The 24,833-nt window shown below is 61.1% G+C and carries 23 protein-coding genes; 6 read left to right on the plus strand and 17 right to left on the minus strand.

Annotated elements, in window-relative coordinates; translation table 11 throughout:
• Window positions 1–288: 288 nt before the first annotated feature.
• From frdA to crcB, 6 genes are all read left to right on the plus strand, one after another.
• Window positions 289–2,067, plus strand: coding sequence for a fumarate reductase (quinol) flavoprotein subunit (gene frdA / locus FGL86_RS14165; RefSeq protein ID WP_147185183.1), 1,779 nt, complete (start codon window positions 289–291; stop codon window positions 2,065–2,067).
• Window positions 2,068–2,069: 2 nt separating this feature from the next.
• Entirely contained in the window at window positions 2,070–2,789 is a 720-nt protein-coding gene (locus FGL86_RS14170) for a succinate dehydrogenase/fumarate reductase iron-sulfur subunit (protein WP_147185184.1), read from the plus strand.
• 10 nt (window positions 2,790–2,799) lie between these two features.
• Window positions 2,800–3,195: a fumarate reductase subunit C gene (locus tag FGL86_RS14175; protein WP_147185185.1), complete on the plus strand. Its 396-nt coding sequence runs from the start codon at window positions 2,800–2,802 to the stop codon at window positions 3,193–3,195.
• Window positions 3,195–3,560 (plus strand): fumarate reductase subunit FrdD, encoded by a 366-nt coding sequence (gene frdD / locus FGL86_RS14180; RefSeq protein WP_147185186.1) that lies wholly within the window; start codon window positions 3,195–3,197, stop codon window positions 3,558–3,560. Before FGL86_RS14175 ends, frdD begins: the two co-directional genes overlap by 1 nt.
• Before the next feature lie 142 nt (window positions 3,561–3,702).
• Complete coding sequence (locus FGL86_RS14185) at window positions 3,703–4,638, plus strand: cation diffusion facilitator family transporter (protein WP_147185187.1); 936 nt, start codon at window positions 3,703–3,705, stop codon at window positions 4,636–4,638.
• Window positions 4,639–4,665: 27 nt separating this feature from the next.
• Window positions 4,666–5,043 (plus strand): fluoride efflux transporter CrcB, encoded by a 378-nt coding sequence (gene crcB / locus FGL86_RS14190; RefSeq protein ID WP_147185188.1) that lies wholly within the window; start codon window positions 4,666–4,668, stop codon window positions 5,041–5,043.
• A gap of 1 nt (window position 5,044) precedes the next feature.
• Here the strand turns inward: crcB and ppc are convergent, their stop codons facing one another.
• The 17 genes from ppc to rpoE form a co-directional block, all read right to left on the minus strand.
• On the minus strand, window positions 5,045–7,690 hold the full coding sequence (gene ppc, locus FGL86_RS14195) for a phosphoenolpyruvate carboxylase (protein ID WP_147185189.1): 2,646 nt from the start codon (window positions 7,688–7,690) through the stop codon (window positions 5,045–5,047).
• Window positions 7,691–7,807: 117 nt separating this feature from the next.
• The gene (gene mazG / locus FGL86_RS14200) at window positions 7,808–8,659 is read right to left on the minus strand and encodes a nucleoside triphosphate pyrophosphohydrolase (protein ID WP_246131646.1); all 852 of its coding nucleotides are present in this window, start codon (window positions 8,657–8,659) and stop codon (window positions 7,808–7,810) included.
• Window positions 8,656–10,989, minus strand: coding sequence for a GTP diphosphokinase (gene relA, locus FGL86_RS14205; RefSeq protein ID WP_147185190.1), 2,334 nt, complete (start codon window positions 10,987–10,989; stop codon window positions 8,656–8,658). Before relA ends, mazG begins: the two co-directional genes overlap by 4 nt.
• Window positions 10,989–12,461: a methyltransferase domain-containing protein gene (locus FGL86_RS14210; protein WP_147185191.1), complete on the minus strand. Its 1,473-nt coding sequence runs from the start codon at window positions 12,459–12,461 to the stop codon at window positions 10,989–10,991. The genes relA and FGL86_RS14210 overlap by 1 nt, the downstream gene beginning before the upstream one ends.
• A gap of 1 nt (window position 12,462) precedes the next feature.
• The gene (cysM, locus tag FGL86_RS14215) at window positions 12,463–13,359 is read right to left on the minus strand and encodes a cysteine synthase CysM (protein WP_147185192.1); all 897 of its coding nucleotides are present in this window, start codon (window positions 13,357–13,359) and stop codon (window positions 12,463–12,465) included.
• Window positions 13,360–13,490: 131 nt separating this feature from the next.
• Window positions 13,491–13,868 (minus strand): holo-ACP synthase, encoded by a 378-nt coding sequence (acpS, locus tag FGL86_RS14220; RefSeq protein ID WP_147185193.1) that lies wholly within the window; start codon window positions 13,866–13,868, stop codon window positions 13,491–13,493.
• Window positions 13,865–14,671 (minus strand): pyridoxine 5'-phosphate synthase, encoded by an 807-nt coding sequence (gene pdxJ, locus FGL86_RS14225; protein WP_147185194.1) that lies wholly within the window; start codon window positions 14,669–14,671, stop codon window positions 13,865–13,867. Before pdxJ ends, acpS begins: the two co-directional genes overlap by 4 nt.
• A 14-nt stretch (window positions 14,672–14,685) precedes the next feature.
• Entirely contained in the window at window positions 14,686–15,366 is a 681-nt protein-coding gene (gene recO / locus FGL86_RS14230) for a DNA repair protein RecO (protein WP_147185195.1), read from the minus strand.
• A gap of 150 nt (window positions 15,367–15,516) precedes the next feature.
• Window positions 15,517–16,434, minus strand: a complete 918-nt coding sequence (gene era, locus FGL86_RS14235) for a GTPase Era (RefSeq protein ID WP_147185196.1) — start codon at window positions 16,432–16,434, stop codon at window positions 15,517–15,519.
• Entirely contained in the window at window positions 16,431–17,135 is a 705-nt protein-coding gene (gene rnc / locus FGL86_RS14240) for a ribonuclease III (protein ID WP_147185197.1), read from the minus strand. Before rnc ends, era begins: the two co-directional genes overlap by 4 nt.
• An 84-nt stretch (window positions 17,136–17,219) precedes the next feature.
• Entirely contained in the window at window positions 17,220–18,029 is an 810-nt protein-coding gene (gene lepB, locus FGL86_RS14245; protein WP_147185198.1) for a signal peptidase I, read from the minus strand.
• A 10-nt stretch (window positions 18,030–18,039) separates the two neighbouring features.
• Window positions 18,040–19,857: a translation elongation factor 4 gene (gene lepA, locus FGL86_RS14250; protein WP_147185199.1), complete on the minus strand. Its 1,818-nt coding sequence runs from the start codon at window positions 19,855–19,857 to the stop codon at window positions 18,040–18,042.
• Window positions 19,858–19,998: 141 nt separating this feature from the next.
• Entirely contained in the window at window positions 19,999–21,462 is a 1,464-nt protein-coding gene (locus FGL86_RS14255) for a DegQ family serine endoprotease (protein WP_147185200.1), read from the minus strand.
• Between the two features lie 75 nt (window positions 21,463–21,537).
• Window positions 21,538–21,978 (minus strand): SoxR reducing system RseC family protein, encoded by a 441-nt coding sequence (locus tag FGL86_RS14260; protein ID WP_186764413.1) that lies wholly within the window; start codon window positions 21,976–21,978, stop codon window positions 21,538–21,540.
• 50 nt (window positions 21,979–22,028) lie between these two features.
• Window positions 22,029–22,892 (minus strand): MucB/RseB C-terminal domain-containing protein, encoded by an 864-nt coding sequence (locus FGL86_RS14265; RefSeq protein ID WP_246131647.1) that lies wholly within the window; start codon window positions 22,890–22,892, stop codon window positions 22,029–22,031.
• Window positions 22,893–23,077: 185 nt separating this feature from the next.
• Window positions 23,078–23,797, minus strand: coding sequence for a sigma-E factor negative regulatory protein (locus FGL86_RS14270; RefSeq protein WP_147185202.1), 720 nt, complete (start codon window positions 23,795–23,797; stop codon window positions 23,078–23,080).
• Between the two features lie 217 nt (window positions 23,798–24,014).
• Window positions 24,015–24,620: an RNA polymerase sigma factor RpoE gene (gene rpoE / locus FGL86_RS14275; RefSeq protein WP_147185203.1), complete on the minus strand. Its 606-nt coding sequence runs from the start codon at window positions 24,618–24,620 to the stop codon at window positions 24,015–24,017.
• Window positions 24,621–24,833: the final 213 nt, after the last annotated feature.

The raw sequence follows: 24,833 nt of genomic DNA on the forward strand, positions 1-24,833 counted from the left end.
ATAAAGACCGTGCCACTTACAGTCCATGGTGATCCTCACGCCTTCGTCTATCGTCGACCCTTGTCGGGATGGCATCTGCACATGGATTCCGCCCAATACCCGATAATCACCGTAATGTTTTACCTGGCAATCAATTCTGACGAAAATCAATATTTAGCCGGTTTATTATATTGAGGCATGGTAGTTGCTCCCTGTCTATGCAACGCTTTCTTCTAGCGGGATAGAAGCGGGAATAGCCGCGCTTCGCTCAGTCAGCGGATAGCCGACGGACAATCAACGGGAGCCGCCATGCAACATCAAGATGCCGATATCGTGATCGTGGGGGGAGGAGGCGCCGGGCTGCGCGCGGCGATTGCCGCCGCGGAAAATGCCAGGAAAGAAGGGAACGAGCAGCGCATCCTGATGCTTTCCAAGGTGTATCCCATGCGCTCCCATACGGTGGCGGCGGAAGGCGGCGCCGCCGCGGTGACCAGCGATGAAGACACCCTGGACGCTCACTTCGAGGATACCGTATCCGGCAGCGACTGGCTGGCGGAACAGGGGGTGGTGGATTACTTCGTTCGCCACGCCCATCGGGAGCTGGTGCAGCTGGAGCGCTGGGGCTGCCCCTGGAGCCGCCAGGCGGATGGCTCGATACAGGTGCGACGCTTCGGCGGCATGCAGACCGCTCGGACCTGGTTCGCGGCGGACAAGACCGGTTTTCATATCCTGCACACCCTGTTTCAGACCTCCTTGAAGTACCCGGAAATCGAACGGCTCGATGAGTATTTCGTGCTCGACCTTGCCACCGTCGACGGAGCGGTCGCCGGGGTCATCGCGCTGCAGGTCGCTACCGGCGAGCTGATCTTGCTGCGGGCCAAGGCGGTGATCCTGGCCACCGGCGGCGCCGGGCGCCTGTTCCAGTTCAATACCAACGCCGGCATCGTGACCGGCGACGGCATGGCCATGGCATTTCGTCACGGGGTGGCCCTGCGGGACATGGAGTTCGTGCAGTATCACCCTACGGGTCTTCCGGGAACGGGCATCCTGATTACCGAGGCCTGCCGCGGAGAAGGCGGACTACTGCTGAACAAGGACGGCTATCGCTATCTGCAGGATTACGGCCTGGGCCCGGAAACGCCGCTGGGCGAGCCGAAGAACAAGTACATGGAACTCGGCCCGCGGGACAAGCTGTCCCAGGCTTTCTGGCAGGAGCAGAAAGCGGGACGCACCGGCAAGTTTGCCGGCAGCGACGTGGTGTATCTCGATCTGCGCCATCTGGGCAAGGATTACCTGCACGAGCGCCTGCCCTTCATCTGCGAGCTGGCCCAGGCCTATATCAACGTCGATCCGGTCAAGGAGCCCATTCCGATCCGCCCGGCGGTGCACTACACCATGGGCGGCATCGAGACGGACGCCCAGTGTGAAACCCGCCTGCAAGGCTTGTATGCGGCGGGGGAATGCGCCTCCGTGGGGCTGCATGGCGCCAACCGATTGGGTTCGAATTCCCTCTCCGAGCTGCTGGTCTTTGGCCGTCTGGCGGGAGAACAGGCGAGCCGGCGAGCCACGGACACGGCCTTGGCCGATATCCAGGCTCTCGCGCAGCCGTTTCAGGTTCAGCAGCGGGGCATGGCTCGACTGCGTGAAGCCGATGGCTCGGAGAGTTGGACCGGTCTGAAGCGCGAGATGGTCCAGGCCATGGAAGACGGCTGCGGCATCTACCGTGACGAGCAGGGCATGCAACGCGCCTTGAACATCATTCGCGAGCTGAAGTCGCGCTACAAGGACATCAGGATCAGCGATCGCAGCAGCGCCTACAACACCGAACTGCTGCTATGTATCGAACTGGGGTTTGGACTGGATATCGCCGAGGCGACCTGTCTGGCCGCCCTGAATCGCCGGGAGTCCCGGGGCGCTCACCAGCGCCTGGATGAAGGCTTGCAGCAGCGCGACGATATCAATTTTCTCCAGCATAGCCTGGTGTTCTTCAACGCCGAGGCGCCGGCGGAGCTGCGCTGGCAGGAGGTGGATACCCGCTTCTCCGCGCCGGCGGTACGCGCCTATGGGGATGCGGGTAAAGGAGCATAGCAATGACCACCAAGCGACTCAGCATTCAACGCTACCTGCCGGAGCAGCGCAAGACGCCTTTCCGGCAGGAGTTCGACGTCCCTTTTGATGACAGCACCTCCATTCTCGAGGCGCTGAATCATATCAAGGAAGAAATCGATGGCAGCCTGAGCTACCGCTGGTCCTGCCGGATGGCGATCTGCGGCTCCTGCGGGATGATGGTCAACGACGAGCCGAAGCTCGGCTGCAAGAGTTTTCTGCGGGAGTATCCGGGAACGATCAAGATAGAGCCCCTGGCGCATTTTCCCGTGCAGAAGGATCTCATCATCGATATGGAGATCTTCCTCGAGCACCTGGCGGCGGTGCAGCCCTATCTGATCAACGACTCGGGAGAAAGCACGGAAACTCATAGGCAAACCCCGGCCCAGCTGGCCAAATATCTCAAGTTCTCCGATTGCATCAACTGCGGCCTGTGCTATTCCGCCTGCCCTCAGTTTGGTCTCAATCCGGAATTCCTGGGGCCTGCGGCGCTGACCCTGGCTCATCGCTACAACCTGGACAGTCGGGATCAGGGCAAGCAGCAGCGCATGCCGCAGCTCAATCGCGAGGAAGGCGTGTGGACCTGCACCTTCGTGGGCTACTGCTCGGAAGTCTGTCCGAAGAGCGTCGATCCGGCGGCGGCGGTGAACCAGGGCAAGGTCGAATCCGCCAAGGATTTGCTGATCAGCCTGTTCAAGCGCTAGGGAGGTCGAAATGACAAAGCACGTCGGGTACGTTCCAGAGATGAAACGCAACTGGTGGTTGAAGAATCGCTATTTCATGGCCTACATGGCCCGAGAGGCCACGGTGCTGCCCTTGGTATTCTTCATTGGCTGTTTGTTGGCGGGTCTCTATTGCCTGCTGCAAGGTCAGGAAAGCTGGCTGACATGGCTTGAGTTCATGCAAAACCCGCTGACCATAGCCGTCAACCTGCTGGCTTTTGTCGCCAGCCTATTTCACGCCTGGACGTTCTTTCAGCTATTCCCGCGGGTCATGCCGCTGCGGGTAGGGGGCCGGGCGATTCCGGCCAAATGGATCATTCTGGGGCAGTGGTGCGGCGTGCTGCTGGTGATGGTGCTTTTTGCCTGGATATTTGGACGAGGTGTGTAATGGAAAAGCGCATCAAGAGAAGCGACGAACCCATCTGGTGGGCCCTGTTCAGCGCCGGCGGCGTCTGCTTCGCGGTATTTGTCCCCGCCGCCATATTGTTTATCGCCCTGCTGATTCCTATCGGTCTGTTACCAATAGAGACACTAGGCTTTGAACATAGTCGTTCGTTGCTATTCGGTTTTGGCGGCTTGATCTTTATCGGCGTGGTGATCTGCCTGCCGCTGTTTCATGCCATGCACCGAATTCGTCACGGCCTGCATGATCTGAAATTGGGCAATGACAAGGCGAACAAGGGAGTCGCCTACGGCTGTGCCATCTTGCTCAGTATCCTGGCGCTGACAGGTTTTTTCCTGGGGGTCATGTAATCTCCACAAGCCCCGCGTGATAAGCCATGACGCTGTTGCATGGGCCATGGCGAAGTCCCGGTCGACGCCATGTTAGTCTAGGCAGCCTGTCACGTTGCAGAAGTTTCACAACGATCCATTTGACTTGCTCAGGACGGCATTCATGGCACATCACCACCACGGCCCTCAGGGAGACGATGAGAAGCGGCTGCTCTGGGCGGTCGTGCTTACCGGCGGTTTCATGCTGGCGGAGGTGGTCGGCGGCATCGTTTCCGGCTCGCTCGCCCTGCTGGCGGACGCGGGCCATATGCTCACGGACAGCGCCTCCCTGATGCTTGCGCTGTTCGCCGCGCGTATCAGCAGGCGCAGTGCGGACCACCGGCGCACCTACGGCTATCATCGGGTGCAGATTCTCGCCGCCTTCGTCAACGGCCTGACCCTGATCGGCATCGTCATCTGGATTTCCATCGAGGCGATTCGCCGTCTGCTCTCCCCTGTCGAGGTCATGGGGTCCACCATGCTCACCATCGCCGTACTGGGGCTGGTGGTGAACATCGTCGTCTTCTTTATCCTGCACCTGGGGGACAGGGAAAATCTCAATATCCGCGGGGCGGCGCTGCATGTGATGGGAGATCTGCTGGGCTCCGTGGGGGCGATCGTCGCCGCGCTGATTATCCTGGGTACCGGCTGGATGCCCATCGATCCGCTGCTGTCGCTGCTGGTGTCGGTTCTGATCCTGCGCAGCGCCTGGAAACTGACCAAGGAATCCGGGCATATCCTGCTGGAAGGCGCGCCGGAAGACCTAGACGTGCGCCATCTGGAAGAGGAAATCCCGCGTCATCTCGCGGAAGTGGAAAGCGTGCACCACCTGCATGCCTGGTCGCTGACCCCAGCCAAGCCGATGATCTCCCTGCATGCCATCTTGGTCGAGGGGGCGGATCGCCATCAGGCGCTGATCTCCCTTAAGGCCTTCCTGCACGAGAACTATCGCATCCAGCATGCCACCATCCAGCTCGAGCACCGGGATCATTGCCTGGACGATATCGCTCGCTCGGGAAACGACAACGACACTTCCCTGCATGCCGAGCATCAGCATTAAAAAAGAGAATATTAAAAAGAGAATTGCATGGGTCTTTCGATGATCGCCATCGGCGCCGGCGCCGCCATCGGCGCCAACCTGCGCTGGCTGCTGGGGCTTTGGCTCAATCAGTATTTTCCCGGCGTGCCCCTGGGCACGCTGCTGGCCAACTGGCTGGGGGCCTGGCTGATCGGCCTGGGACTGGCCTTCTTCAGCGCCCAGCCCCAGCTATCACAGGAATGGCGGTTCTTCGCCATCACCGGGCTGCTCGGCGCCCTGACCACCTTCTCGACGTTTTCCGCGGAGATGTTCGCGGATATTCAGGCGGGACGCTGGCTGGTCGCCCTGGCGGGTATCGGCCTGCACGTGGCAGGCTCGATACTGCTGGTGGCGCTCGGCATCTTCAGCTTCCAGCTTTTCAAATAGCTTACCCGGTGTTACGAAGGCCAGCGGAAATTCCCGCCATCGTCACCATCAACGCCCGGGAAAGCTCCGGGCTGATGGCGCCGTCCGCGTCCCGGTTACGCTGCAGCAGTTCCGCCTGCAGCCCGTGCAGCGGGTCGATATAGGGATTGCGAACCTCGATGGCCTGGCGAATCAGCGGAGTCTTTTCCAGCAGCTTCTCCTGATCGAGAATTTCCAGCAAGACCTTCTGCAGCCGCCGGAAGCGCTCCCGCAGCTGCTCCCCCAGTGCCAGCAGGTTCGGCTCGTTGACCAGGCGCTGCTCGTAATAGGCGGCGATTTCCACGTCCGCCTTGGCGGAAAGCATTTCCAGCATGTCCAGGTAGGTGCCAAAGAACGGCCATTTGTCGCGCATTTCACGAATCCGCGCCAGTCCACCAGGATCTTCCAGGCGTTGAGCGAACGCTTCGCCGCTGCCCAGCCAGGCCGGCAGCATCAGGCGGGTCTGGGTCCAGGCGAAGATCCAGGGAATCGCCCTCAGGGTTTCGACACCGCCGTCCTGGCGCCGCTTGGTGGGGCGCGACCCGAGAGGCAGATGACCGAGCACGCCCTCCGGGGTCACCGCGCGAAAATACGGCACGAAATCCGGATTGCCGCGCACCACGCTGACATAGCCCTGATGGGCGATCTCCGCGAGATGATCCATTTCCTCCCGCCACTCCGGCTCCGGGGCCGGCGGCGGCAGCAGCGTACCTTCCAGCACCGCGCAGACATAGATTTCCATGGAGCGCAGGGCGATATCCGGCTGTCCGAACTTGAAGCGAATCATCTCTCCCTGCTCCGTCACCCGCAGGCTGCCGTTCACCGAGCCCGGCGGCTGGGATAGGATCGCCGCGTGGGCCGGGCCTCCGCCACGGCCCACGGTGCCGCCGCGTCCGTGAAACAGCGTCAGATCGATGCCTTTGCCACGACATACGTTCACCAGGGACTCCTGAGCACGATACTGCGCCCAGGCCGCCGCCAGCTGGCCCGCATCCTTGGCGGAATCCGAATAGCCGATCATCACCTCCTGAACGTCGTGAATCGCCTGACGATAGCCGGGCAACGACAGCAGGCGTTCGATCACGTCGCCGGCGCGATCCAGATCATCCAGGGTTTCGAACAGTGGCGCGATGGGCAGCCGCACGTCACCGCCGATCTCCTTCATCAATAGCGCTACCGCCAGCACGTCCGAAGGCTGAGCGGCCATGGAAATGATGTAGGTGCCGAGCGCTTCCCGATGCTCGCCCGCAATGACCCGAAACGTCTCGATTACCTCGCGGGTTTCCGTGGAGCACTCCCAGCGACGCGGAATCAACGGACGCTGGGAGGAAAGCTCCGCCAGCAGAAACTCCTGACGCCGGGCCTCGTCCCACTGGTGGTAATGCCCCAGCCCGAGATAGTCGCTGAGCTCCTCGAAGACCTGGGCATGACGCTCCGCTTCCTGGCGGATGTCCAGCTTGGCCAAGGTCACCCCGAACACCGCCACCCGACGCAGGGTATCCAGCAGAACCCCGTTGGCGATGGTGGTCAGGCCGACGTCACACAGGGAGCGATAGCAGGTCAGCAGCGGCGCGTAGAGCTGATCGCGGCTATCGATGATCGGCCCGCCCTCGTAGAGGCGCCCGTCCAGGCAGGCTTGCGCCCAGTCGCGGGTATTCTCGACTCGAGCAGCCAGCTGCTTGAGCAACGCCCGGTAGGGCTCCGCGTCGTCGCCGGCTTCGGACTTAAGGGCGCTGTTGGCTTTCCACATGGAAAGCTCGCTCTTGAGCTGCTCCAGATCGCGCAGATAAAGATCCGCTGCCATCCAGCGCCCCAGCAGCAGCACCTCCCGGGTAACCTTGGCGGTCACGTTGGGATTGCCGTCCCGATCACCGCCCATCCAGGAGGCGAAGCGGATCGGCGCCGCGTCCAGGGGCAGGCGCTCATTGGCGGTTTCCAGCAGCAGATTGTCCAGGTCTCGATGGAAATCCGGCACCGCCTGCCACAGGGAGTTCTCGATCACCGCGAAGCCCCACTTGGCCTCGTCTATCGGCGTCGGACGCTCGTGACGGATCTCGTCCGTATGCCAGGACTGGCTGATCAACTCCTCGAGCCGCGCATGGGCTCGATTGGATTTTTCCGGATAGTCCGCGGTTCTTTCGATGATCGTCAGGCAGTCGTCGATGCCATCGTATTTCTGGATCAGGGTACGGCGGATGATCTCCGTGGGATGGGCAGTCAGGACCAGCTCGACCCGCATGCCCGCCAAGGTCTCGATCAGTTCCCGGGGAGAGTGGCCGGCGTCCCGCACTCGCTTGAGCAGCTCATCAAGGCTTGGCTGGGTGCCCGGCTTGTAATCCTCGACCCGGCGGGAACGTGCCCGATAATGCTGCTCGGCGATATTGGCGAAATTGAGAAACTGATTGAAGGCGCGGGTCACCGGCAGCAGATCCTGATCCGGCAGCTTGCGCAGATATTCGATCAGTTCGCGCCGCTCCTGGGTTTCGCCTTTTCGACCGTGCTTGGCCAGGGCGCGAATGGTCTCGATCTTGTCGACGAAGGATGCGCCCAGGTCGTCGGCGATGGTGCGTCCCAGGCTGTCGCCCAGCACCCGCACGTTATCCCGCAGCGATTCATTGAGATGACTCACGTCGTGCCCCCTGAAGTATGTGACAAACCTGTATGTGGCAAGCCTGTGCATGGCAGGCCAAAATATGACTGATCGACGTATGGCTGATCAAAGTGTGACAGGGGGCTGGCGGTGTGGCTAGAGTGATTCCTCGCTCTTTGCCGCCTGCCAATGGGCCTCCATTTCCGCCAGTCTCACTTTTGAGAAACTTGCTTGTGACAAGCCGCGTCCGGTATTTTCATGAGCGGTCTCCACATATCGAAAGCGGCGCTCGAACTTTTCGTTGGTGCCTCGCAGGCACTGCTCCGGGTCCGCGCCCTGATGCCTCGCCAGATTGGTAACCGCGAACAGCAGATCGCCGATCTCTTCCTGAACACGCCTTGCCTGAACCTGCCCGAGTTCCCGCTGCTCCAGGGCTTCCTCGACTTCCGCCAGCTCTTCGCGAATCTTGGCGATCACACCGCGAGCGTCCGGCCAGTCAAAGCCTACCTGGGCGGCGCGCCGTGACAGCTTGGCCGCCCGGCTGAGCGCGGGAAGCGTGCGGGGCACATCGTCCAGTATCGAGTTGGCCTGGCGCGCTTCACGCTCCTGCGCCTTGAGCGCTTCCCAGCGCTGCTTGACCTGCAGCTCGTCGGTACCGCTTTCTTCACGACGAGAGCCGAGGGTGCCGTCTGGAAACACGTGGGGATGGCGCCGCAGCATCTTGGCGACCAGCAGGTGCACCACCTGATGAAAATCGAAGCGCTGCTCCTCGACGCCGAACTGGCAGTAATAAACGACCTGAAACAACAGGTCCCCCAGTTCTCCGGGCAGTTCCTCGAAGGCACGGCGCTCGATGGCATCGGCAACCTCGTAGGCTTCCTCCAGGGTATGCGGCACGATGCTGTCCCAGTCCTGACGCTGGTCCCAGGGGCAGCCCTCGCGCGGATTCCTCAGCACGGCCATTAGGGTCAGCAGATCATCAAGGGTGTAAGTGATTCCTGAATTCATGGCTTGCGCTCCTGATCGCGCAGGCCTCGGCGCTTGTGGCGCTGGCCTGTCCCGGGCCGAGACGCCTGCAGGCGACGAGTCTTGGGAGCTCGCCCTTCCCTCAGGCGTTTGACGTCGACGACATTGGGCAACTGCTGAATACGTGAAAACAGCCGGCCCAGGGTTTCCAGTCCGTCCACTTCAATGGTGAGGTGAATACGTGCCATTTCCGCATCGGCGTCGCTGACGGTCGTTACCGCCAAGACGTTGACTCGCTCATGACTCAGCACGTTGGTGATATCCCGCAGCAGATCCGAACGATCCCAGGCCTCGATCTCCACCCCCACGGAATACTGGGTATGGGCGCGCTCGCCCCACTCCACCTCGACGATGCGGTTGGGATCGTCCAGGCGCAGCTGCATGAGATTGGCGCAGTCCGCACGGTGAATGCTCACGCCTCGCCCCTGGGTGATGAAACCGGCGATGGAATCCCCGGGCACCGGATGGCAGCAGTTGGCGATGGTCGTCTTGAGGTTGCCCACCCCCAGCACGGTGATGCCATCGTCCGGCGACTTGCCGGGGGCTCTGCGCGGCTTTGCCAGCAGACGCTCCAGCTGCTCCTGATCGTCCTGTTCGCCGAACAGCTGCTGAGCCTGATGCAGTACCTGGCCGATACGCAGATCCCCCGCGCCCAGGGCGGCATACATGTCGTCCGGCGTCGAGTAGTTGACCTTGCGCGCCAGCAGCGCAATATCCATGTGCTGCACCGCCAGACGCTTCATTTCCTTTTCGAAAAGCGCGCGCCCTTCCTCGAGGTTCTGATCTCGAGCCTGATGCTTGAACCAGGCCTGAATCTTCGCCCGCGCCCGCGTGGTGCGTACGAAACCCAGCCCAGGACTGAGCCAATCTCGACTGGGCCCCCCTTTGCTGGCGGTAAGGATTTCCACCTGCTGCCCGGTGGTCAGGGTGTGGTTCAGCGGCACGATGCGCCCGTTGACCTTGGCCCCTCGGCAGCGGTGCCCCACTTCCGTATGCACCCGATAGGCGAAATCGATGGGCGTGGCGACCCGAGGCAAGTCGATGACGTGGCCTTCCGGCGTGAACACATAGATGCGATCCGGCGCCACGTCGCTGTTCAAGCCTTCCTTGAGATCGCCCAGGTCGCCGACCTCCTCCTGCCACTCCAGCACCTGGCGCAGCCAGGTGATCTTGTCCTCGTACCCCTGACTGCGCGCCTTGGTGTCGTGCCCCTTGTAGCGCCAGTGAGCACAGACGCCAAGCTCCGCTTCCTCGTGCATGGCAAAGGTACGAATCTGAATTTCCAGCACCTTGTTTTCCGGTCCCAGCACCGCGGTATGCAGGGACTTGTAGCCGTTGCGCTTGGGGTTGGCGATATAGTCGTCGAACTCCAGAGGCACGTGATGCCAGCGGGAATGCACGATGCCCAGCGCCGTGTAGCAGTCCGATACTTCCGGCACCAGGATGCGTACCGCGCGAATGTCGTTGACCTGGGAAAACTCGATGCGCTTGCGCTTCATCTTGCGCCAGATGGAATAGATGTGCTTGGCGCGACCGCTGACGTCGAAGGCATGGATGCCCTGAGCCTTCAGCAGGCCTTTCAGCGTCATTACCACGTCATCGATATAGCGGTTTCTATCCAGGCGCTTTTCCGCCAGATAGCCGGCGATGGCCTTGTACTCCTTCTCGCACAGGTAGCGAAAGGAAAGATCCTCGAGCTCCCACTTCAGATGGCCGATGCCCAGACGATGCGCCAGGGGCGCATAGATATCGAAGACCTCTCGAGCGACTCGCAGACAGGTATCCTGAGGGGCATCACCAACCTGGCGAAGCGCGCAGGTACGCTCGGCGATCTTGATCAGCGCCACCCGCACATCGTCGATCATGGCGACCAGCATCCTGCGCAGATTGTCCTGCTGATTCTGCTGCGCCATGCCTTGGCTCATGGTCACCTGGCTGATGACCGCCATCCTCAGCACCCCATCGATGAGACTTGCCACTTCCTGACCGAACTGGCGGCCTACGGTTTCCAGAGACATCAGCCCTTCTCGCACGACCCGATACAATACCGCCGCCTCGAGGGTCTGCTGATCGAGCTTCAGCTCGCCGAGAATATCCGCCATTTCCAGACCCAGCCGAAAGGTTGTTTCCTTCGCCAGCCAGGCCTTGTAGGGATGCTCCGCCTCCAGGGCGAGACGCTGCACCAGTTCGCAGATACCACGCAGCCGAGGCACATCCCGCAGCGCCACATCCGCCTGCAAACGTTCGAGCCAGCGCTCGATATCCACATGCCCTTCCGGGGTCAGGGGCTGATCTTCGCGAACCTTGACCATCAGGCGTCTCTCCTTGTTCGCGCTGAGGAAATGCTTGTGTTTTCTGTTTCTGGAGCGTGGCTCCCCTGTTCAAAGAGCAATATCGACTCCAGGTGAGCAGTCTGGGGAAACATGTCCACGACGGCGGCGCGGCGCAGCCGGTAGCCGCCGGCCCGAAGCACGGCTGCATCCCGAGCCAGCGTCGCGGGATCGCAGGATATATACAGGATAAGCGGCACCCGGCGTTTCGCCAGCTGTTGGCACACCAGCTCCGCGCCCTCCCTGGGCGGATCGAGCACCACCAGATCCCAGTGCCGCTCATCAAGCAGCGCGCTTGCCCGCGGGGCCTGATACAGATCGGCCTGACGGGCTTCGATATTGGCCAGACCGTTGCGCCGCGCGTTTTCATCCAGACGCCCAGCCATGGCGGCGCTGCCTTCCACCCCGACGACCCGAAACGCCTGAGTCGCCAGCGCGAGACTGAAGTTCCCCACCCCGGCGAAGAGATCCAGCACCTGGGATTTTCTCAGAGGTGACAGCCAGTTCAGGGCGGTGGTCACCAGCGCCTGGTTGACCGGACCGTTGACCTGAATGAAGTCGCCGGGTGAAAACGCCAGCCGCAGCGTCTTGCTTTCAAGAACCAGTTCGTATTCCAGGGAAGGCCTCGGCGTCAGCCATTCCAGTGAAGGTCGAGATTTGCCGGACCCTCGCCCCAGTCGCCAGGCAAATCCCAGCCCATGAACCAGAGCGAACGCCTGCCAGCGACTGGCATCTTCGGCGTGGGGCTTGAGCTGTCGAAGAATCACGCAGATGCTATCGACGCTTTCCAGCAGCTCCAGATGGCCGATCAGGCGCGGCGCCGCCAGGGCTTCCAGCTGCTTGCGCAGGGGAATCAACAGCGCTTCGAGAGAAGGAGATAAGATAGGGCACTGTTCGATGTCGACCAGATGATGGCTTCCCCGAGCGCGAAATCCAAGATGTATCTCGCCCCCGGAGCCGACCTTGACGCCGAGCCGCGCCCGCCGCCGATAGCCGAACCCGTTGCCGGCAATCATCTCGACCGGCACTTCGCATTGAATGCTCTGGCGAGCAAGTTGCTCCTTCAGCACCGCCTGCTTGTGGCGATGCTGGCCGTCCAGGACCAGATGCTGGAGGTCGCAGCCTCCGCATTGCGAGAAATGCCTGCAGGCGGGGATCACTCGCTCGCTGGAGGTAACAGACAGCCGCTGAGGATGAGCGTCGTCGAAACGCCCGTGAGTGCGATGAATGGCGATCTTCACCTGTTCGCCGGGCAGCGTCCGCTCGACGAACAGCGTCTTGCCGGCAGTGGTTTTCGCCACACCTCGCCCGTCGTGAGACAGGCGCAGAATGTCGACGACGCCATCGTCACGAGAGGTGTTCGTCGTGTTCGCCTTGTCCCGGGAGGAGAGCTCCGCCGCGCCTGCGGCAGCCCGCCCCGGACGCGATACGCGACGTTTGCCTAGCATTGCCATTCTATTGCTCCGCGGCATAAAGCCCGGTGGAGAGGTAGCGATCGCCCCGATCGCAGACGATGAACACGATCACCGCATTCTCGACCTCCTCGGCAATACGCAGCGCCCCGGCCAGAGCGCCCCCGGAGGACACCCCGGCGAAAATACCTTCCTCCCGGGCCAGGCGGCGCATGTGCTCCTCCGCTTCATGCTGGCCGATATCCAGCACGCGGTCGATCCGAGCCTCGTCGAAGATGCTCGGCAGATATGCTTCCGGCCAACGGCGAATGCCGGCGATGCTGGCGCCGTCCTCCGGCTGCAGGCCGATGACCTGCACCTTGGGATCGCGTTCCTTGAGGTACCGGGAAACGCCCATGATGGTGCCGGTGGTACCCATGGAACTGATGAAGTGGGTGACGCGGCCTTGGGTCTGCTGCCAGACTTCGGGGCCGGTGGTGAGATAATGCGCCAAGGGATTGTCCGGATTGGCGAACTGATCCAGAGGCTTGCCTTCGCCCTTGGCGATCATGCTGGCCGCCAGATCCCGAGCACCCTCCATGCCCGCCTCGCCGGTCACGGTGACGAGTTCTGCGCCAAAGGCGGTCATGGCGTCCTTGCGCTCCTGAGAAGCGCTGTCCGGCATGATCAATACCATGCGATAGCCCTTGATCGCCGCCGCCATGGCCAGAGCAATGCCGGTATTACCGGAGGTCGCCTCGATCAGAGTATCTCCCGGCGCAATCTCTCCGCGCTTTTCGGCTTCCTGAATCATCGACAGGGCCGGGCGATCTTTTACCGAGCCGGCGGGGTTGTTGCCCTCGAGCTTGGCCAGCAGGATGTTGCCGCGCCCGGCATCGATGCGAACCAGCCGCACCAGGGGCGTATTGCCGACGGTATCTTCAAGGGTGGGAAACTCCATCTCGCCTTCCTTCTGAAAACGTCTTTCCTGAATTATATCCGCGCCGCCGCAGCGGCGACAGTCAAGCCACCCATACCGACATTAGCTTAGGCGACATCGTTATCTAGGCATCGGCGATTTGCGGGCTGGCTTTACCCTTCCAGCACCACGAAGGCCATCGCCAGATCGCTCTCATCGCTGATCGACAGATGCATGCGCTCCACTCCCGCCTTCATCGCCAGGGCCTGGGCGCGCCCGGAAAGCACCAGCTGGGGACGCCCTTGGGCGTCGTTGACTATCTGAATTTCCGTCCAGCGCATGCCCTGGCGAAGCCCGGTGCCCAGGGCCTTGAGGAAGGCTTCCTTGGCGGCGAAGCGCTTGGCGAGATAGGCGGCGGGATAAGAATGCTGGCCAAAGCGCATCAGTTCGGTCTCGCCCAGCAGGCGTTCTGGAAAACGCGCCCCATGACGTACCAAGGCGCGCTCGAAGCGCGCCAGCTTGGCGATATCCGTGCCGATACCCAGGATCATGAGCGATGCGTGTGAGCGCAGTCCCGATCTTCCGCATGCTCATGAGCATCCAAGGCGGCGATCAGTCCGGCTTCCTGGCCGGCGATCATCAGGCGCTTCATTTCCGCCACCGCTTCCTTGAGACCGACGAACAGCCCCCGGGCAATGATGGCATGGCCGATATTGAGTTCATGTAATCCGGGAATGGCGGCAATGGCCTCGACGTTGTGATAGTGCAGCCCATGACCGGCATTGACGATCAAGCCCAGATCGAAGGCCAGTTCCGCGGCGGTGGCCAGACGGGCGTATTCCCGGGTCTGCGCCTCGCCGCCGGCTTCCGCGTAGGCGCCGGTATGCAGTTCGATCACCGGGGCGCCGGCTTTTTTCGCCGCGTGAATCTGCGCCGGCTCCGGGTCGATGAACAGCGATACCTCGCAGCCTGCCGCCGCCAGCCGCCGGCAGGCATCATCGATCGCTTGCTGCTGGCCGGCCACGTCCAGCCCGCCTTCCGTGGTCAGTTCCTCGCGCTTTTCCGGCACCAGGCAGACATTGGCCGGGCGCACCTCTTCCGCCAGGGCCAGCATTTCATCGGTCACCGCCATTTCCAGGTTCATGCGGGTATTGAGCACCTCGCTCAATAGCCGTATATCGCGCTCCTGAATATGCCGACGATCCTCGCGAAGATGCACGGTGATGCCATCGGCGCCGGCCTCTTCCGCAAGCAGGGCAGCCTGCACCGGGTCCGGATAGCGGGTGCCCCGAGCCTGACGCAGCGTGGCGATGTGATCGATATTGACCCCGAGCAGAATACGTGGCGGATGCATAAGAAATCTCCTGTTCATGATTGACGTCGTCGAATCAGCTCCCGAGAGCGCAGCGGCTTGTCGCCGAGCAGCGGCGCCAGAGCGGCTCGAGTCAATGCCTTGGCGGCCCCGGCGAGACCGGGCTCGGCCCAATCCCCCTGAGCCAGCAGGCGCAGGGTACGGCCATCGATACCCTGCGCCACCTCGGCGAAGCGGCGCGCTCCCGGATAGTAGACATAGTGACGCTGGGGATCGAGCTCGCGGTCGTCGAGATCAAGGAATACCGGCTGCGCGTCCAGGGCCTCGAGCAGCGTCATTTCCAGCTGTCGCAAGCCGCCGGCTCGGGCGCCAGGCTGCGGCAACGCGTCCATCAAGGCGGTATAAAAGGCGAATAGCGTCGGTACCGGCAGTTCCACCGGCAGGGTGCGAACCAGAATTTCGTTGGCATACAGGCCGCACACCAGTCCCTCTCCCCCCAACAGCGCAACGCTTCCGCTTGCTTCCATCAAGCGCAGCCGCTTCAGTTCGCCGTGGCCCGCCCAGGTGACATGCAGAGGAGCGAAAGACTGAAGCCGCGATCGGGTGCGGCTGCCGGGGCGTCGAACTCCCTGAGCCACCGCCCGTACCCGGCCATGTTCCAGGGTCAGCAGATCCACCAGGGCGCTGGTTTCCCGGTAGGGACGACGATGCAGCAGAAAGGCCGGCTGGGGTTGCATGTCAAATATCTAACATTAGTCTAAACCTTGTCGAGCGATGGCCAGACAAGGCAAAAAACGGTGAGATAGCGGAGTTTACAATTGGGTAAATGAGCATATCGAACCGTTTTTTAACACCGTATGGGCAAGCGTAGACAGGTTTAGGCAATGTTAGTCCAGGTCGTAGCCCAGGCTCTTCAACGCCCGTTCATCATCGGACCAGCCGCGCTTGACCTTGACCCACAGGTTCAACATGACCTTGGCGCCGAAGGCGCGTTCCATCTCGAGCCGCGCCTCGCGTCCGATCTTCTTGATGCGCTCGCCCTGCTCGCCGATCAGGATCTTCTTCTGTCCGGGGCGCTCCACCAGCATCAGGGCGCTGATATGCAGCACCGGTCCGCCGCGACTGCGTTCCTGTTCGCGAAACTCCTCGATCTCCACGGTCATCTGGTAAGGCAGCTCGTCGCCGAGCTGGCGCATGACCTTTTCCCGCACCAGCTCCGCCGCCAGAAAGCGCTGGCTGCGATTGGTCACCTGATCGTCCGGGTAATAATGCATGCTTTCCGGCAGATGTTTGGCCACCTCCGCCTCGAGTTCCGCCACCTGGGTACCGTGCTTGGCGGAAACCGGCAGAATGGCCGCGAAGTCGCGCTTTTCCTTGAGAGATTCGAGCCAGGGCAGCAGGGTGCGTTTGTCCTCCAGCCAGTCGATCTTGTTGACCGCCAGAACGACCGGCGCCTTCACGGTGGCGAGCTTGTCCAGCACCACCTGATCCTCCTGGGTCCAGCGGGTGCGGTCAATGATGAACACCACGCAATCCACGTCTCGCAGCGCCTGACCCGCCGCCTGATTCATGAAGCGGTTGATCGCCCGGTTGCGATCCTTGTCGATAATATGGATGCCCGGGGTATCCACGTAGATGAACTGGGCCTCTCCCTCGGTCTTGATACCCACAATCTGATGTCGCGTGGTCTGGGGACGCCGGGAGGTAATGGAAATCTTCTGACCGAGAATCCGGTTCATCAGGGTCGATTTGCCCACGTTGGGACGCCCGACAATGGCGACGAAGCCACAGGTCTGTTGTGTCATGATCTGACTCCCTTGGCTTCGGCTTTCTGACGTTCGAGACGAGCCAGAGCCGTTTCCGCAGCCTGCTGTTCCGCGTTGCGCCGGCTGGAGCCGATGCCCGAGGCACGGCCTTCTAATACGTCCACATGACACTCCACGGTAAACGTCTGGGCATGGGCCTCGCCTTCCACGGCGACCACCTCATACTGGGGCAAGGGCGCCTGCCGCGACTGCAGGAACTCCTGCAGCCGAGTCTTGGGATCCTTCTGAGTATCCTTCAGATTCAATGCTTCCAGACGAGTGGCGAACCAGGACAGCACCCGCGTCTTGGCAACCTCCATGCCCGCATCCAGATAGATGGCGCCGATCATGGCTTCTACCGCATCCGCCAGGATCGAATCTCGGCGATGGCCGCCGCTTTTCATCTCGCCGGAGCCCAGGCGCAGATATTGGCCAAGTTCGAACTCCCGAGCCAGTTCCGCCAGGGTCTGTCCCTTGACCAGCCGCGCCCGCAGCCGCGATAGCTGTCCTTCCCGGGCGGCGGGAAATCGACGAAACAGCGCCTCGGCGATCACGAAATTGACGATCGAATCCCCCAGGAACTCCAGGCGCTCGTTGTTCTGACCCGCGTGGCTACGATGGCTCATTGCCAGTTCCAGCAGGCTGATATCCACGAACTCGTGGCCGATACGACGACTGAGAAGGGTCAAGGAATGGCTCACGTGACTCCCGTTTCAACTATTTTTATAAGCATGATTTTTGTAAGCACAGTTTTTCATATAAGTCGTGAATAGCGAATAAATCCACTATTCGATCCCTCGGACCGACATGAAACTAGGCAACCCGCCATCCCAGTGCATCCACACGGCGAAGGCCTTGCCGACGATATTCTCCTCCGGCACGAACCCCCAGTAGCGACTGTCGTTGGAATGATCCCGATTGTCGCCCATCACGAAATAATGTCCTGCCGGCACCTCGATCTCGCGCATCTGCGGTCCAGGATCTCGAGGGTTGTTGTAGATTTCGTGGGTGCGCTGGTCGAGGAGTTCCCGCAGCAGAAACTCCGTGGGTGCCGCCTCGGGATTCTCCTCCAGCAACTCCTTGGGCACCGGCTCGCCGTTGACGTAAAGCTGCTTGCCCTGATAGCGAATACGATCCCCGGGCAGGCCGATCACCCGTTTGATGAAGTTGACAGCAGGATCCTGTGGGAAGCGAAACACCATGACGTCGCCGCGCTCGGGTTCGTTGAGTGCTACCACCTTGGTGTTGATCACCGGCAGACGCAGACCGTAGGTAAACTTGTTGACCAGGATGAAGTCGCCGATCTTCAGGGTCGGGCGCATGGAGCCGGAGGGGATCTGAAAAGGCTCCACCACGAAGCTGCGCAGCACCAGCACGATCAGCAGCACCGGGAAGAACGAGCGAGAGTAGTCCACATACCAAGGTTCTTTCACGCTGGCGCGTTGTTTCAAGGCACCCTCGCTCCCGCCGGCTTGGGCGTCCGTATCCGCCACGGCGACCCGCGCCTGCCTGACGCGCCTGAGCCAAAGGATATCGAGCAGCCAGACCAGACCCGTCACGGCCACGGCCAATACCAGCAATAGTGCAAAATCCATGTAATGCTTCCTAGTCGTTCACCTTGAGCACGGCGAGGAAAGCATCCTGAGGAATTTCCACTCTGCCGACTTGTTTCATGCGTTTCTTGCCCGCTTTCTGCTTCTCGAGCAGCTTCTTCTTGCGGCTGACATCGCCACCGTAGCACTTGGCGGTCACGTTCTTGCGCAGCGCCTTGACGGTGGAGCGGGCCACTACCTGGCTGCCGATGGCCGCCTGAATCGCCACGTCGAACATCTGCCGCGGAATCAGCTCCTTCATCTTCTCGACCAGGGCTCGGCCACGGCCATGAGCGTGGTCACGATGAATGATCGCCGCCAGGGCATCCACCTTGTCACCGTTGATCAGCACGTCCAGACGTACCAGTTTGGCCGCCTGAAAACGCTCGAAGCTGTAGTCCAGCGAAGCGTAGCCCTTGGAAATCGACTTGAGCCGATCAAAGAAGTCCATCACCACATCGCTCATGGGCAGCTCATAGATCAGCTGGATCTGGCTGCCCAGGAACTGCATGTCGATCTGCGTGCCGCGACGCTGCTCGCACTCGGCGATGACGTTGCCGACGAACTCCTGGGGCACCAGAATGCTGGCGCGCACGATGGGTTCGCGCATTTCATCCACGCTGGAAAGATCCGGCAGCTTGGAAGGATTGGCAACGTAACGAATTTCCTTGTTATCCATCGCCAGCTCGTAGACCACCGTGGGAGCGGTAGTCAGCAGGTCCAGGTCGTACTCCCGCTCCAGCCGCTCCTGAACGATTTCCATGTGCAGCGTACCCAGGAAACCGACCCGGAAACCGAAGCCCAGGGCGTCGGAGTTTTCCGGCTCGTAAGCCAGGGAGGCATCATTCAGGGCGAGCTTTTCCAGAGCATCGCGAAAGTCCTCGTAGTCGTCGGCGCTGACCGGGAACATGCCGGCGTAGACCTGCGGCTTGACCTTCTGAAAGCCCGGCAGGCGCTCCACGTTCGGAGTCTTGGCGTGGGTGATGGTGTCCCCCACCGGCGCACCCTGAATATCCTTGATGCCCGCAACGACAAAACCGACCTCCCCGGCGCGCAGGATATTGGTTTCCTTGCGAAGCGGGGTGAAGATGCCGATTTCGTTGGCCTGCCAGTCCCGCCCGGTGGACTTGATGCGAATCTTCTCGCCTTTCTTCAGGGTGCCGTCGAACAAGCGCACCAGCGAGACCACGCCAAGATAGTTGTCGAACCAAGAATCGACGATCAGCGCCTGCAGAGGCGCGTCCGGATCGCCCTTGGGGGGCGGAATGTCCCGCACCAGTCGCTCGAGCAGAGCCTCCATGCCCAGGCCGCTCTTGGCGGAAACCTGACAGGCATCGGTGGCGTCCAGGCCGATGATTTCCTCGATCTCCTGGGCCACCTTGTCCGGGTCCGCCTGAGGCAGATCCATCTTGTTGAGTACCGGCAGCACCTCGAGCCCTTGCTCCACCGCCGTATAGCAGTTGGCCACCGACTGCGCCTCGACGCCCTGGGCCGCGTCCACCACGAGAAGCGCCCCCTCGCAGGCGTACAGGGAGCGAGACACCTCGTAGGAAAAGTCCACGTGGCCAGGCGTATCGATGAAGTTGAGCTGATAGACCTGCCCATCCTCGGCGTGATAGTCCAGGGTGACGGATTGCGCCTTGATGGTGATGCCCCGCTCCCGCTCGATATCCATGGAATCGAGCACTTGCTCCTTGAGCTCCCGGTCGGTCAGGCCGCCGCAAAGCTGGATGATGCGATCGGACAGGGTGGACTTGCCGTGATCGATATGGGCAATGATCGAAAAGTTACGAATATGCTTGAGTTTATCGGAAGACACGTGGCTGGCCATTGAGGTGGGTTCTACCTGAAAAATTCCCATCATTGTAACGGGATGGGCGCGGCAAAAACAGCGATCCTCCAGGTGGTCAACCAATCGCCGCGTGAACCCGATGGGTTCACGCGGCGAAAGCAACCTCTACCCTAGCGAGCGCTAGTCTTGGCTAGCGTCTTCCAGTTGCAAGGCGACAAACAAGGAACTGCTGCCGCGATACAGACGCACCGGCACCACGGCCTGCTTGTCCAGCGACTTGACGATGTCCAGCAGCGCTTCCGGAGAATCCACCGGCTTGTTCGCCAGGGAAACGATGACATCGCCTCGGCGAATGCCCGCTTTCGCAGCAGCGCTTTGCGGCTCCACCTGCTCGACGCGAACCCCGCCGTCGATGTTCAGCCTCTCCCGCGTGGCCTGATCAAGCTCACCGATGGCCAGTCCGAGTCGCGCCTGGCTGCCCTGTTCGGATGTTTGGCTATCGGCGATCTTTTCCGCGTCAGGCCAGTTGCCTACCTTGACGGTCTGAGTCATTTCCTCGCCATCGCGAAGGATCGTCAGTTCGACCTTGGTGTCCGGGCTGACGTTGCCGATCAGTCGCGGCAAGGTGGTGGAGCGATCCACCGGCTTGTCGTTGACCTCCAGGATAATATCCCCTGCCTGCAGACCGTCTCGGGCCGCCGGGCCTTTTGGATCAAGATCCGCGACCAAGGCGCCTTGGGGCTTGTCCAGGCCGAAGGATTTGGCCAGCTCGCGGGATACCGGCTGAATTACCACGCCCAGCCAGCCGCGTGTGACACGGCCTTCGTCACGCAACTGATCCGCGACGTCCATGGCGACGCTGATCGGGATCGCGAAGGAAAGTCCCATGAAACCGCCGCTGCGGGTAAAGATCTGGGAGTTGATGCCCACGACCTCGCCGTCCAGATTGAAGAGTGGCCCACCGGAGTTGCCCGGGTTGATCGCCACGTCGGTCTGGATAAAGGGAACATAGGCATCCGTGGGCAGCGTGCGGTTGATGGCGCTGACGATGCCCGCGGTCACGGAGTGATCGAATCCGAAGGGTGAACCGATGGCCGCGACCCATTCTCCCACCTTGAGATCATCGGAATTACCCAGATTCAACGTCGGCAAATCCTCGGCATCGACCTTGAGCAAAGCCACATCGGTCTTGGTATCCGCGCCGATCAGCTCCGCCTCGAGCTCACGACGGTCGTTGAGCAGTACCAGAATCTCGTCGGCTCCCTCCACCACATGGGCGTTGGTCATGATGTAACCGTCTTCGCTGATCACGAAGCCGGATCCCAGGGATTGACGCTCCTGCTCCGGCGCCGACTCGCCTCCTTGACCGGGAGGCATGCCGAACTCATCGCCGAACCGATCACCGAACTGATCGCCAAAAAAGTGACGGAACAGTTCGGGGATCTCGCTATTGCCCGGCCCGTGGAAGCGCATGGCGGGGGTCTTGACCATCCGCGACGTGGAGATATTGACCACCCCGGGGGCGGCCTGATCGACCAGTTCGGTGAAATCCGGCAGCTCACGAGCCTGGGCGGTTTGCACGGCCAATGCCATCAGCAACGCCGTCAACCAGGGGACAAGCCAGCGGGGGGACTGTCGTTTCATTTAAGACTCCTGATAACACATGACATAGAGGAAAAGCTGCACCAAACAAAGAGTGGCCCGAGGGAATAAAAGTTCCTAAGAGTCGATGACCCTGAGCGATAAGTGTCGGCTCAAGCGTCCGGCGCAGCACTTGAAGAGCCCAACACCCCCGGCCAAGCCGGCCAGAAAGGCAGCGGGCACCCCCCAGTGACTCGGAGGTAGTAGTATTTCCGCCAGCACACCGGCGGCCAGAGCGCTGATCAGGGGAAGCAGATAGACGATCACAGCGCTTTGCAGGAAATGCGTCGCCGGCACGGCCAGCTGTATTCGCTGCCCTGCCGCAAGCGGCGTTTCGCTCCGCACCGCAAACCGCCGGGAGCGATTATCCTGCCAGCGCGCCAGCAGGCCGCTGCCACACCCGCGTTTCGCGGCGCATCCTTGACAGGCAAGGCGCGACTCGATGCTGACCCAGGCACCGCCGGAAAAAGGAGCAACCACCCGGGCGGATTCCAGCATCAACGACGCACCGTCGAGCAAGACGCGCTCTTGGTGAGATACAGCCAAAGTTTCAGATGTCTTCTGACCTATCATGGGGCTTCATCACCGTTGGTAGCGTCCGGCGACCAGACAATCTCATCGATGATCTTGAGCAATACTTCCGGCGGCAGTTCTCCCAGGGCGATGATCTGCATGGGGTCATTGTCGACCTCGATATGACGAACCGCGGCATAGGAAATACCCAGTCGGTGCAGCCCCGGCGCCAGCATGAATTCCTCGCCTTGAATGGATTCGACGAACAGGCTGATATCCGAGAGGCCGTCGCTGAAGAGACGCTGCTCGACGATGGTCCGATGCATGGAGCGCTGCGGCGCCACAGGAAGCGGACGGTAGCCCGGCGGCAGCCAGTTCAATCGCCAGGGATCTTCGGGCGGCACGCGCTGCTCGTCCAGGATCACCTCGCCACCGTGAACTCGTGGCTCTTCCAGATCGGTGATCTGAAAGGTCTCGAGCATCTGGCCCCGCTCGTTGATCAGCATGCGCTTGAGGGGCAAGGCAGTCTGCTTGTCGAGCCATAGCCGATGACCATAGCGCATGTCGTCCAGGGGCTCGATATCCAGTCGCTGCGCGGGGCGTCCGGCAATGCGCTCCTCGCCGCTCAAGGACAGGCGATAGTGATCGTCCAGATGTCGCATGATGGCGCTGGGCAAGGCCACCGGATTGGCGTTCTCACCGCTCCAGCCTCCCAGTCCAATGCGCCCGCGACGCTCGAAGACAATCGGCGGCCCGTCGAGGAGCCGCGCCACGTTATGCTCCTCGCCATGTTCGATGTCATGAGAAAGCGCCAGCGTGCGTATGCCTTCGGGGCCGATGCGCACGGCTCGCGCTTCAAAGATGTAGCAATGATTGGCCCAGAGGCTTCTTTCGAACCATTCGTCCGGGCTATTTGGCATTGCTTGATTCTTGAGCTTGCCACAGTCGAAAGCGGTGGCTTTATTCCGCTCACCCGGATCATCCGGCTCCGCCCAAGCAGCCGTCGTGGTAACAACCAACCCCATCAGGCAAACCGTCAACCCCCAGGCGCGCAGTGAATAACAGCCTCGCAAACGACCGTCAGAAATCGTTACCCCTCTCATCATCAACGCAATCCCAGAAACTCGTCACCGGAAGCGCGCAGCAGCGGGGTCCAGGCATCACCGCTGCGATAGGCCGAACCTTGAGCGTGTCGATCCAGATAGGTCTGCAAGAGGCGCGCCTGCTCCTGATTATTGATTGCCTGAGACTGGTGTGTCCTTGGCGACATGAACGAAGGCGTCTCGGCGCTGATGTTCATCAGGCCGGAGGGGGATCGTGCAAAGGACGCGGATGGAGACTGGAAGAGCGGCAGATCGACCAGTGAAGGACGCTGACTGTCACCGGGTGTCATAGGCGAGGCGGCGGTCGGCGCTTCGCCGGAGGCCAAACCCGGTAGTACCGCATCACCGGCATTCGTACCGCTGGAACCATTGTAGAACTGCACGCCGGTGATCACCATCAGCGATACCGCCGCCGCGATGGCGGCGCTGCCCGCGAAAGCGAAGCCGCGACGCGGCGCTGACGTGCTTGTCTGTGAAACGTCGGAAGGCTCGACCACCGGCAGCGGCTCATCCTTGATGCGATTCATGATGCCCGCTGACAGATCCACGTTGATATCAACGTCCCGATCACGCAATAGCATGCTACGAATCAGGTGATAACGTCGCCAGCAGTCGGCGGTGTCAGGGGTGTCGTCAAGCACCTTCAACAAACGGCGTAGTTCGAGTTCATCCCCTTCGTTGTCCATCAGGGCGGACAACGTCTCCCGCGCATCTTGATTCATTACTCGCACCCTCATCGTGACGCGGCGCTCGCCCGTCATCAGTTTACAGTTCAACGATTACGCCTGAGTACGTTTGCCCGACGTGCTCGGCACCCTGTTTACCTGCCCCAATGTCGCTTCTCGGCTCATTTGAAAGACTTCATCCGGGACGATTGTTAACCTATGACGTTATAAAGCGCCAACAGTTCATCCCCGGCTCACTCAATCGTCAGAATCGTTATTCATTGATCAAATCCTGATTCCGCGACGTGGTCATCAAGGGCTGAATATGCCGATCGACGGCTTCTCGAGCGCGAAAGATACGCGAGCGCACCGTGCCCACCGGGCAATCCATGATCTGGGCGATGTCCTCATAGGAGAGACCGTCCAGCTCGCGCAGCGTGATGGCGGTGCGCAAATCTTCCGGCAATTGTTCGATGGCCTCGAAGACCGCCGCCTCGAGCTGATCTCGGGCGATCACCGCCTCCGGGGTTTCCAGGTCGGAAAGACGCCCGCTGTGATCGAGAATTTCCGCATCGACGATATCCAGATCGCTGCCTGGAGGCCGCCGCCCTCTGGAGACCAGATGATTCTTGGCGGTATTGATGGCGATACGATACATCCAGGTATAGAAAGCGCTCTCGGCGCGAAACTTGCCCAGGGCGCGATAGGCCTTCAGAAAAGCTTCCTGAGCCACATCCTGGACTTCCGAGTGATCGTGAACATAGCGGCCGATCAGGCCAAGAATCTTGTGCTGGTACTTTTTCACCAACAGATCGAAGGCACGGCTATCACCCTGCTGAGCGCGCTCCACGAGCTGCTGATCGGTTTCCCGAGTACTCATTCACTGCCTCCCCGACCGGGGAAACGGCAGGCGTGACACCCAAGAGAGCGCCGGGGATCGAACACGGTGCTTCGACAAGCAATTCATATCATCCACCTGGAGCCTTGGCGGCAAGCATTCATGGAGTTCCATTCCCGCGTTGATTTTTATCGCTCTTACAAGCGATAGTACGTCTCATGTTTTAAGCAAGAGTACGTCTCATGTTTTCTCTTC

Origin of the sequence: Pistricoccus aurantiacus, from assembly GCF_007954585.1 — a bacterium.
GTDB classification, from domain to species: Bacteria; Pseudomonadota; Gammaproteobacteria; order Pseudomonadales; family Halomonadaceae; genus Pistricoccus; species Pistricoccus aurantiacus.